Raw genomic sequence first — 11025 nt, 5'->3', positions numbered from 1 at the left:
TAATATCATCATAGAATCATTCAGCCAAAACGGACGTTTATTAGCAGATGCAGAGTGTTGTCCTACTGATCTGGCTGGCGCTCTGCGCGGCACAGGATGCTCGGGAACGTCACATCGCCAACAGCTTGACCCTGGGGGCCGGGATGTTGGCGTTGGCTTATTTGTTGTGGAGCGGCACAACCTGGCTGGGGGCCGGTGCAGAGCAGGGTGGCTGGGCATTGTTGTTGGCTCTGGCGTTCACCTTGCCGGGCTATGCCCTGGGGCGTTTGGGCGCCGGCGACGTAAAACTGATGGCTGCACTGGGTCTTGCGACGGACGGTACACATGTATTGGGCACGTTTATCGGCGCCGGATTGGCCAGTGTTTTTTGGCTGCTGCTGGCGCCAAGAGTCTGGCTTCATATGAGTCAAGGGCTTAGAAGCCATCTTCTTTACCTGGCACCTGGAATGTCAAAGAAGCAGCCATTTGCGCCCTTTGTGTTAGTGGGCCTGATGCTGACGTTCGCGTGGTTCCATTAGAGATGACTCGTATGTACATCGCCGGAAACTAAGTCTATTTTTCAGTCAGTAGTTGTACAGCCTGTGGCTGTCAGTGAAGACGGGTCAATGTTTGGCCTCACAGGGAGTTGCACGTGAACAAGTTTACTTCGGCAGTAAAAGTCCTTGTGGTCGACGATGCGCTAATGATCGTTGAAGAACTGTGTGAATTTCTGGAGAGCAAAGGTTACCGCTGTGTTCCTTGCGAGTCCGGCCATCAGGCCATCGAGCGTTTCAAGGAGGACCTCGATATCGGTCTGGTGCTGTGCGATCTGCACATGCCTGGCATGGACGGGATCCAGCTGGTGGAGGAGTTGCAACGACTGTCGGGCAAGCATCGTGCATTCGAAGCGATCATGCTCACCGGCTGCGCCGACAAGCAGGACGTGATCAAGGCGTTGCGCGCCGGGATTGCCGACTATTACCAGAAGCCGATTGATCTGGATGAGCTGCTCGAAGGGTTGCAGCGTCAGGAAATGGTCTTGCAGGAAAAGCACAAGAACCAGCAATTGGGCCACTTGAATCAGAAGCTTCAGTACTTGTCCGAGTCGATCGATGATCTGTATCAGGACCTGGACAAGGTGCGACGCGGCCCGCAATCGGTAGACCGACATGACCCGGGTGTTATGGAGACTGACTCGGTCGAGATGCCGGCGATTTTCAATCAGCTGTCGCCGCGGCAACTGGATGTGGCCCGGTTGGTGGGCAAGGGGAATACCAATTATCAGGTGGCCTGTGAGTTGGGGATTACCGAGAACACGGTGAAGTTGTATGTGTCGCAGGTTTTGCGGTTGACGCATATGCATAACCGGACGCAGTTGGCGTTGGCGTTGTCGCCCAGTAATTCCGGGTTGCGGCAGCGGGTTACGGCGCATTGATCCTTGGCGGCCTCTGGGCCGACCAGGCTGTTGGTTGATTGAGTACATATCCGTTTTTGCGGTAACGGCGGCTGGCGGTTTCGCCCTTACGGCGAGTCACTTTTGGGAACGCCCCAAAAGTAACCAAAAGGTCTCGCCCCTTACGTACGGCCCCTCGCTGAGGCTCGGCGTTCCTTCGCTCCGGCATTCATCCGGGGGCATTGCCCTCCGGTCGGCTTCGCTTCGACCTACATGCAATGAGTTCGACTGCGTCGAACGGCGCTGCGCGCCAATCCCCGGATAAACACCTCCACTCAGCCTGCCGAGGGGGCGGGTGGATCAAGATCAAAAGCTGAAGGCGAGCTAACGCTCGGCCTGATGAGTGGTGAGAAGCGCGGGTGTACGGAGATCAATTGTAGGAGCTGGCTTGCCAGCGATGACGGCCTGACAGCCGACCTGATCTTGCTGCTGCACACAGTCCAATTGTAGGAGCTGGCTTGCCAGCGATGACGGCCTGACAGCCGACCTGACGTTGCGGCTGCACACAGTCCAATTGTAGGAGCTGGCTTGCCAGCGATGACGGCCTGACAGCCGACCTGACGTTGCGGCTGCACTCGTCCAATTGTAGGAGCTGGCTTGCCAGCGATGACGGCCTGACAGCCGACCTGACGTTGCGGCTGCACTCGTCCAATTGTAGGAGCTGGCTTGCCAGCGATGACGGCCTGCCAACCAACCTGACGTTGCGGCTGCACTCGTCCAATTGTAGGAGCTGGCTTGCCAGCGATGACGGCCTGCCAACCAACCTGATCTTGCTGCTGCACGCGCTCCTACACTGTTTTCAGGGGTACACAAAATCGGCGAGCAACAAAAAGTCCCTGACCCACCATCTTGTTCCAAAAACGGCGCTCTCTAATGAGCAAACGCCCGGCTCAATGCGGTAAAGCCCGGGCCTGCCAGTACGATCAACAACGCCGGGAAGAGAAACACCATCATCACGATGGACATTTTGGCGGACATTTTGGAGATGTATTCCTGCAGGCGTGTCAGGCGGCGGTCATCGAGTAACTGTTTGAGTGCCAGCAGGGATTTCATCGCGCCACCGCCCTGGTAGATCAGCTGTTGCAAGATCACGCAGGTGTCAGTGAACTCCTGGACCGCCAACAAGTGGCTGGACTTGTTCAGTTCTTCGCCCAGTTCCAGGCCGGAGTCTACCCGCGCCAGCACCAGACGCAGTTCATGGGTCAGGGCGGGCAGCAGTTGCTTGCCTTCCTGGCTCAGGACGCGCAGGGATTGTTCCACCGCCATGCCCGATTCGAACAGGATGCGCAGCAGCGTAATGAAGGTTGAGGTCTCGACGACGAGCTGTTGTTGTCGACGTTGTGCTGCGGCAGCCAGAAAGCGTTTTGGCAGTAGATAACCGAAGCCGATGGCGATGATCGGGGCCACCCAGTGGTTTTTTACCGTCGGGTAAAACAGCTCCTGGCCGAGCAAGCACAAAACCAACGCCAGCAAGGGCACGCCCACTTGCAGCGCGGCGAACAGTGAACGCTGGCGGGCGCTGCGCCACCCCAGACGGTTGAGCAGCGTCAGGGTTTCGTTGTCCATGTTGACCGACAGTTGCCCGAGACGGCTGGCGCCCAGCATTTGCAGCCATTGGTTGAAACGGTTGTCGCCAGACAACTTGCCATCCAGTCGCAGGGTCACCTGGCGCGCTCGGCGTCGTTGTTCCAGCAAATTGTGCAGCAACAACAGACCAGCCCCGAGAAACAGCAGCGCGCAGATCAGTAATGAGATCTTCATAGGGTGCGCATCATGCGCCACAGCGCAAAGCAACCGACCACCTGCAGAGCGAACGCGCTCACCAGCATCATTTGTCCGGAACTGTCCCTCCACATGCACTGAAGATAGGTCGGGTTGGTGGCCAGAAAGTAAGCTGCAACGCTGACCGGAAGCAGCGCCAGAACCAACGCAGTGATGCGGGTTTCACCGGTCATTGCGCGCAATTGACGCGCCGCCTGCTCCCGCTCGCGGATCATCTTGATCAGGTTTTCCAGCAACTCGCTGGCATTGCCGCCGTAACGGTGATTGACCTTCAAACCGAGTGCGAACAGACGCAGCTCATCTTTCTCGTACAGTTCGGCAAAGTCCGAAGTGGCCTCGGCCAGGCCAACGCCTAACTGCACGTTGCGCTGAACCCGGCCCATGGCATCTTTGAGCGGGTCTGCGGCGGTGTCGATGGCGCCCAGCACGGCATCGGACAGTGTCCGGCCGGATTTCAGGCTGCGCACGGCGTGATCGAGCAAGGTCGGCAGTTGTTCAATCATGCGTGTGAGGCGACGCTGATAACGCCAACTGACAAACAGCCGCACGATCACCGGGGGCATCACCAGCAACACCAACGCGCCGAGCCAGCCCGACACGACAAACCCCATCAGCACGCCCAATGCCCACAACGAAATCCACAGGCCCAGCCGTTCGGTGGGGCGCCCGAGCCCTGCGCGCAGGAACGCGCGTTCGAGGCCGCTCCAGGATGATTTCGGCAGCATCCGTTGCGGTTGTCCCTGGCTCAGACGGCCAAGAATTCGCTCGGTGCCGTTCTGGCGCAGCCCGCTATAGAGAAAGCGCAGCGACAGCCCGAACAGGATCAGACAAACAAGGATCAGCAGCGCGGGTCTGAGCATGTCGAGGCCTCAATACGCCGAAGGGGCGAGCGTCGTTTCGCGGCGCAATTTGTCGCCAGCGGGGTTGACCGCTTCGCGCAAAAAGCCAAAACCGGTACGACGGTCGAAACGGAACAGTGTGTTGGTGACATACACGTCATCGCGCACGCCAATCACCTCGACCACTTCGCTGACGCAGCGGCGGCCGTCGGGCAAGCGCGTCAGCTGGATGACGACGTCCAGTGCCGCGCAGATCATTTGTCGCAGGGTGCGTTCGGCGATGGTGCGGCCAGTCAGGCCGACCAGGGTTTCCAGGCGCAGCAACGCGTCCTGGGCGTTGTTGGCGTGCACGGTGCTCATGGAGCCGTCGTGGCCGGTGTTCATGGCCGTGAGCACGTCGACCACTTCGACACCACGAATCTCGCCGAGGATGATCCGGTCCGGGCGCATCCGCAGGGCGTTGCGAATCAAGTCGCTGGATTTCACCTCGCCATGGCCCTCGGCATTCGGCGGACGGGTTTCCAGGCGCACGACGTGCGGGTGGCCGAGTTGCAACTCGGCGACGTCTTCGATGGTCACCAGTCGTTCATTGGGGTTGATCAGTTGACTGAGAATGTTCAGCAGCGTGGTCTTGCCGGTGCCGGTGCCGCCGCTGATCAGAATATTGCAGCGCTTGCCCACGGCTTCCTGAATGAAATCGTAAATCGCCTGATCGATGGTTTGCATGGCCATCAGGTCGGTGCTTTTGAGCATGTCCTGGCGAAACTTCCGGATCGACAGGCACGGACCATCGAGGGCAATCGGTGGAATGATCGCGTTGACCCGGCTGCCATCGGGCAGGCGCGCATCGACCATCGGCGAGGACTCGTCGAGCCGTCGCCCCAGTGGCGCGAGAATCCGTTGCATGACGCGTTCAACGTGGTGCGAGTCGATGAAACGCAAGTCGCTCAGGTGCAGCACGCCCTCGCGTTCAACGAACACTCGATGGGGGCCGTTGACCAGAATCTCGGTCACCGCCGTGTCACGCAGCAACACTTCCAGCGGGCCGAAACCGGTGAGTTCGTCGACGATCTCTTCGGCCAGGCGCTCCATTTCATAGCGGGAAATGGCCAGGTGCAGACGCGCGATGTACTCGGCCACTTTGTCGATCACAAATTGCGATAGCACTTGCCGCGAGCCTTCCAGCAGGTTTTTGCCGGACTCTTCGATGGCGTCGATGATGTAGCGGTGCAAGACCAGTTTCAGGCCGTCATGGTCAGTGTTGCCAATGGCGGCGCGTTGCGTGGCGCCGAAAAGTTTTTCGCTGCTCATTGCACACCTCGCAAGCGGTCGAACCAACCGGCCTTGGGTTTGGCCAGGCCTTCGGAGCGTTTGGCCAGGCGTTCGCCGAGGGCGCGCAGGCTTTGGGTGAGGCCTTCGCGAGGCGCCAGTTCGAACAGCGTCACGCCCTGGTTCTTGGCGTTGAGGCGGACCTCCGGGCTGTAGGCGAGCGTGGCGATGATCTCCAGATCGAAGGTTTTGCCGAGGGTTTCGGAGTCGGGCGCGACGTTGCGCAGGTAGCGGTCGATCAACAGCCTGGCGTGATCGAGCTTCATGCCTTTTTCACGCCATGCGTTGAGCACGGCGAGGTTGCGGCGACAGTCGAGCACGTTCTGATCGGTGTACCACAGCAGCTTGTCGCAATGGCTGACGAAGGTGCGCAGTGCCTCGCTGTCCGGCTGACCGGTGAGGTTCACGACGATGTGCTGGAAGTGTTGGCGCAGGGCGCTGAGCAACATATACAACTCGGCGGCGCTGGTGTGCTCCAGTGGTTCATCGCTGCTGGCATAGGCGAGAATGCGCAGCCCGGCTTCGCAACTGGTGAACGCGCTGTCGATCAGCGTGGCATCGAGGCGTCGCAAGTGGCGTAACGCATCGCCGAAGTGAAACGAGCTCTCCAGACCGAGCAGGGCCAGGCTGTCGCCTCGGGGCAAGCCCAGATCAAGCAGCAACGTGTGTTGTCCACTCTTCTGCACCACTTGCGCCATGTGGGTCGCGAGCAAGGCGCCGTCGGCATTGCTCTGTACGCCATAGAGGACGGTCAGGCCGGCCAGGTGCGTGTTAGGCGTCACTTGCGGCAGACGTTTGCTCAGGCGCCGTACCAGGCCCGCGACCTCGCTGGAGCGCGAGCCATAGGCGACAAAATCCCGGGCACCGGCACGCATGGCATTGAGCACAAGCTGGTTGTCCATGCCGTCACCGAGCGCGACGATCGCCAGCATCGGCTTGGCTTCCAGCGCGCCCTCGATCAATGCGCTTTGGGCCACCACATGGTCGCGGTCCAGGCCGACGAACACCAGGCTGGCGAAGGTCACGTCGACCAGCGCGAGCAGTTCATCGAGGCTGCCGCCACCGGCACTGACCACTTGACCCAAAGGCGCGAGGGCGCCTTGCAGCCATTCGAGGTCGGTGTTGTTACGCGTGATTGCGAGGAAGGTCTGATTCAGGTTCTGGCTCATTGCGATAACCCACTGCGTTTATCGATGTCGCCGTTTTCGAGGCGGTTGAACAACGGCGTAGAGCGTCTGCGCATGGAAAGGCGTCCTTGCTCGGCTCAGGGGGTCTGTTGGGTGATTTCGTTGCCACGAATGACTTCCACACTGGGCTTGCGCGGTGCGTTGCCATTGCTGACCGGGGCAGATTTCGGGGGAGGAGCGGTCATGGCCAGTTGGCTGAATTGCAGGAGTTCGCGGTTGGCATTGGCCAGCGTGGTTGCCGAAACACGCTCACCGGCCCAGTAGCGGGCCAGGCGTTGTTCATCGGCACTGCGGACCGCCAGGCGCAACACCCCGACCTGGGCTGCGAGCATCAGGCGGCTCACCAGTTGTTCGGGAACGGCGAGCAACACGGTCCGGGCCGCGGCGCGCTTCTGGTCTTGCTTGAGTTTTTCGTCTTGGTTGGCCGTCGGGCTGGAAGGCTGGCCGTCGTTGGTCAAACCCATTTGTTCGCCTACGCCGAGCACCCGCAAGGCCGGTATCACAAGCTGCGACGACGGTTGAAGGTTGAGGGTGTCTTTACGCAGAAACAGCAATACATCGACATAGTCGCCGGGCGTCAGTTGCCCGCCGACATTGATCACTTCGTCCACGGCGACCGCCAGGGCACGCTCATCGATGCGGATCATGCGTGACAGTTGGCTGCCGGCTTCGAAACTGGCGTCGTTGAGCCAGGTGCCGGCGCTGAGGGCTCGCCATGGCGTGCGTCCGATCACCTGGTCGAGGCGGGTCAGGCTGCCGGCTGGTACCGTGCGCAGTTTTTCCACGGTCACGTCGGCGGCGGTGATCGGTACAAAGGCCGCGACATTGTTGACCAGCACGACCACCGGATGTCGAGTGAGATCATCCGCAGGCATCGACGCCGGAGTGGCGACAACCGGTGGGGTGTCGGTGACCTGGACAACGGGTTCGGGGGCCGGTTGGCGGCTCAATGAGACGCCCCAATATCCGGCAATGATGGCGCCGATCAAAAACAAACCGGCGAGACCCAGGGTAATACGGCTGTTCATGACGGCTCTCCCTTTCCTGCTGCTACAGAACTCGTTCTATCTAACGAGAAAACTTCGCAATCAGGCAGCTATGAACATTGAACTATTTCGCTATTTGACCGTAGCGCAGGTAGAGCGAAATGCCATTACCGAGAGGAAAAAATAAGCCTCCAAACAGCGATGCCCGATGAAATGACACTGTTTTATGACGTCAACGAACCGACTAATACTTTTGTATTAATGCGTATTTACAGTTGTTGGGGTGGGTAATGCCGACAATGCTGATGCTGGCACTGGGGAATCATGTTGCGTCCGTGCAACACCCGTCGTCGTCCAGGAGAACGTTATGTCTATTTCCACACTGGTTCAGAAGGTCAAATTGGAAATCGTTTTCTTCAGTTACAGGAGACTGGTGAGGGATACCGAGGGTGCTTCGGGTATTGAATATGCGATTGTGGCAGCGATGGTTGCGGTGGTGATTGCCGGGCTCAGTAGCGACCTGGGGGACGACATCAAGACTATATTCGGTCAGATCGGAACGGCACTGGGTCGCAAAGCTGCAACCCCAGCGAGCCCTGATTGAGACGAGAATTTGCTCCTAACGTCAGTGCTTAGTCCATTGCAGGTATTGCCTTATGAATGCGCTCGCACAGCCACGCCAGCAGCTTCTTCTGGTCGATGACGAAGAGGATGCATTGCTTGAGTTGGCGGAGTTGCTTGAGGGTGAAGGGTTCAATTGCTACACGGCGACTTCGGTCAAGATTGCGTTGCAGCATTTGACGCGTCATCCGGATATTGCGCTGGTCATCACGGACCTGCGCATGCCGGAGGAGAGTGGCATGTCGTTGATCAAGCGGCTGCGCGAGCATACGTCGCGTGAGCATTTGCCGGTGATTGTGATGTCCGGGCATGCGGGTATGGAGGATGTCAGTGACTTGCTTCGGTTGCAGGTACTCGATTTGTTTCGCAAGCCGATTTATCACGTGCGGTTGTTGGAGACGCTGAACAATTTGTTTCCTCAGCCGCAGATGTATTTGGTCAAGGGGTGACTTGGCGGCCTCTGGGCCGACCATGCTCCTGGTTGATTGAGTAACTATCCGTTTCGCAGTAATGGCGGCTTATGGTTTCGCCCTTACGGCGAGTCCCTTATGGCAAACGCCCGGAGTGCCGATACATCCAACATCGATGTTGGATGCACCGGCCTCATCGCGAGCAAGCTTGTCCTACAGGCTTGGTGCCGTTCGAATCATTCATGTCCGACGCAAACACTGTAGGAGCTGGCTTGCCAGCGATGGCGGCCTGTCAGTCAACATCGATGTTGGATGTACCGGCCTCATCGCGAGCAAGCTTGCTCCTACAGGCTTGGTGCCGTTCGAATCATTCATGTTCGACGCAAACACTGTAGGAGCTGGCTTGCCAGCGATGGCGGCCTGTCAGTCAACATCGATGTTGGATGTACCGGCCTCATCGCGAGCAAGCTTGCTCCTACAGGCTTGGTGCCGTTCGAATCATTCATGTTCGACGCAAACACTGTAGGAGCTGGCTTGCCAGCGATGGCGGTCTGTCAGTCAACATCGATGTTGGATGCACCGGCCTCATCGCGAGCAAGCTTGCTCCCACAGGCTTGGTGCCGTTCGAATCATTCATGTCCGACGCAAAAACTGTAGGAGCTGGCTTGCCAGCGATGGCGGTATGACTGGCACCCGATCATCCGGATGCCACTCCCCCATTCCTACAACTGGTAACTGAAACTGATGCTGTATCGCGGCCGGCGGTTGAAGGTGTCCAGCGCTTCATCGGACATCGGCTTGGCGGCTTCCAGGGAGACGTTGTAGTACTTGGCATCGCCAAATCTCAAACCCACGGCGACCGATGACATGTCGTTGCTCTTGACCGGCAATTCGTTGAACCAGGTCTTGGCACGGTCGAGCACGCCATAGGGTTGCAGAATGCGTACCCAGCTCCCCTCCCGATGAAAGCTGTAGTTCACTTCGTAAGCCGCGCCCCATCCTTTGTCGCCGGAGGCTTGATCGTCAGGGTAGCCGCGACCGAAGTTCTGCCCGCCGAACACTGCGCGCTCGCTGTCGGGCAGGCTGTCGTCGCTCCAGTACAGCGCCGCCGACATCACGCCTTGCCAGTTTTCGAAGAATTTGTCGCTCTGCACGCCCGATAACCGCAGGCGAAAAAAGTCCAGGTCGTAGGCGCTGTTGTTGGTTTTCGCGCCCATGCCGTCGATGCCTTGATACAGCCCGCCACTGAGGATGCGCAGTTGTTTTTCATTGGCCTTGCGCCAGTCGCTTTCAGCGGCGAGCGCGCGGACGTCGGTGCGTTCTTCGACGCTCAACGGATAGCCGACGACGGCGTATTCGGTTTTGTCGTTGACGGCGTACAGGCGTGCACCGGCGTTGAGCAGTTCATTGGGCGAGGCCATCAACGGATGGTTGAAGCCGACGGAGTAACGGTCGTTTTCCCGATGCGGCTTAAGCTGCAAGCCGTTGTCCAGTTGCACGTTGGTGCCCGGATCTGCGCGATAGCGTGAGGCGGACAGGGCCAGTTGGGTGCCCTCGGCATTGAGGAACTGGTTGTAGTCCAGTCGGTAGTAATGTTCGTGATCGTCGCCCGGGGGGAACAGGCCGCTCAGAGTGACCTGTTCACCCATGGACGTCTGGGAATTACTGCTCACACCGAGCAAGGCCTGGAGGCTGTTGCGATTGGTTTCGGTGGTGCTCAAGGTGCTGGTGAAGGGTTTTCGGCTGGCCTGGGCCTCAAGGTAGGCGGCGCCATCGGTGGTGCCTGGCGGTGGCACTTGGGCCTGCAAGGTGACGCCAGGAATGCGGCTCATCAGCGTGGTGTAGCGCTCGAAAGTCTTGCGGGTCAGAGGACGTTCGGCCTGGAGTTTGGCCACCAGTTTGTCGAGCAGGCCTTTGACCCGTCCGACGTCGCCCTGCAGTTGGTAATCCTTGATGTAACCCTCCACCAACACCACGCGCGCCACGCCATTGTCGAAGGGCTGTTGCGGCAGGAAAGCGTAGGACAGCAGGTAACCGTCCTGTTGATATCGACGGGTGATGCTGCGGGTGGCTTCGATCAGATCGGCGAGGCTGGTTTCATGGCCGATCAAGGGTTGGTAGAGCGCGGCGAGTTCGCTCAGGGGATAAATCGTCCCGCCTTCGATCTGCACGGTCTTGAGGTTGATTTTGGTGCCCATCAGCAACGGTTGGGTCTGGGTGGCACCGGGTTCTGGCACTTGCAGCGGTGCGGCACTCGGACGGTAAGCGTCGGCGGGCAGGTTGGGTGCGGGCAGGTTGCGAAGGGTTTCGTTGGTGTTGAGAAAACTGGGGAGGGTTTCGGCGAGAGCAGTGGAACTCAGAGTCAGCAACAGCAAGGACGTGGTGACGCGCATAGGACACTCCGTGTTCGAACAACAGCAGCGTCTGGATCTTTGTGAT

General features: G+C 59.0%; 10 protein-coding genes. 4 read left to right on the top strand and 6 right to left on the bottom strand.

Features of this window, described 5'->3' with window-relative positions; translation table 11 throughout:
• The first annotated feature begins 47 nt into the window (after positions 1-47).
• Together QYH43_RS24045 and QYH43_RS24040 are read left to right on the top strand one after the other, a co-directional pair.
• On the top strand, positions 48-518 hold the full coding sequence (locus QYH43_RS24045; protein WP_095152317.1) for a prepilin peptidase: 471 nt from the start codon (positions 48-50) through the stop codon (positions 516-518).
• 113 nt (positions 519-631) lie between these two features.
• Positions 632-1414, top strand: coding sequence for a response regulator transcription factor (locus QYH43_RS24040; RefSeq protein WP_095056259.1), 783 nt, complete (start codon positions 632-634; stop codon positions 1412-1414).
• An 888-nt stretch (positions 1415-2302) separates the two neighbouring features.
• Here the strand turns inward: QYH43_RS24040 and QYH43_RS24035 are convergent.
• From QYH43_RS24035 to cpaB, 5 genes are all read right to left on the bottom strand, one after another.
• A complete protein-coding gene (locus QYH43_RS24035) occupies positions 2303-3193 on the bottom strand; it encodes a type II secretion system F family protein (protein WP_301158249.1) in 891 nt (296 codons plus the stop codon).
• Positions 3190-4074 (bottom strand): type II secretion system F family protein, encoded by an 885-nt coding sequence (locus QYH43_RS24030; protein WP_301158248.1) that lies wholly within the window; start codon positions 4072-4074, stop codon positions 3190-3192. Before QYH43_RS24030 ends, QYH43_RS24035 begins: the two co-directional genes overlap by 4 nt.
• Before the next feature lie 9 nt (positions 4075-4083).
• A complete protein-coding gene (locus tag QYH43_RS24025; protein WP_095061416.1) occupies positions 4084-5364 on the bottom strand; it encodes a CpaF family protein in 1281 nt (426 codons plus the stop codon).
• On the bottom strand, positions 5361-6551 hold the full coding sequence (locus QYH43_RS24020; RefSeq protein WP_095061418.1) for a pilus assembly protein: 1191 nt from the start codon (positions 6549-6551) through the stop codon (positions 5361-5363). Before QYH43_RS24020 ends, QYH43_RS24025 begins: the two co-directional genes overlap by 4 nt.
• A 95-nt stretch (positions 6552-6646) precedes the next feature.
• Positions 6647-7597, bottom strand: coding sequence for a Flp pilus assembly protein CpaB (gene cpaB, locus QYH43_RS24015; protein ID WP_095061420.1), 951 nt, complete (start codon positions 7595-7597; stop codon positions 6647-6649).
• A gap of 325 nt (positions 7598-7922) precedes the next feature.
• Here cpaB and QYH43_RS24010 point away from each other — a divergent pair, with 325 nt between their 5' ends.
• Together QYH43_RS24010 and QYH43_RS24005 are read left to right on the top strand one after the other, a co-directional pair.
• Positions 7923-8159, top strand: coding sequence for a Flp family type IVb pilin (locus QYH43_RS24010; protein ID WP_301158247.1), 237 nt, complete (start codon positions 7923-7925; stop codon positions 8157-8159).
• 52 nt (positions 8160-8211) lie between these two features.
• The gene (locus QYH43_RS24005; RefSeq protein ID WP_095061424.1) at positions 8212-8625 is read left to right on the top strand and encodes a response regulator; all 414 of its coding nucleotides are present in this window, start codon (positions 8212-8214) and stop codon (positions 8623-8625) included.
• Positions 8626-9308: 683 nt separating this feature from the next.
• Here QYH43_RS24005 and QYH43_RS24000 read toward each other — a convergent pair.
• A complete protein-coding gene (locus QYH43_RS24000; RefSeq protein WP_301158246.1) occupies positions 9309-10979 on the bottom strand; it encodes a ShlB/FhaC/HecB family hemolysin secretion/activation protein in 1671 nt (556 codons plus the stop codon).
• Positions 10980-11025 lie beyond the last annotated feature (46 nt).

The sequence above is a fragment of the Pseudomonas sp. C32 genome, assembly GCF_030417915.1.
Classification (GTDB): domain Bacteria; phylum Pseudomonadota; class Gammaproteobacteria; order Pseudomonadales; family Pseudomonadaceae; genus Aquipseudomonas.
The sequence above is the reverse complement of the archived record's forward strand: the minus strand, read 5'-3'. Positions and strand labels throughout refer to the sequence as shown.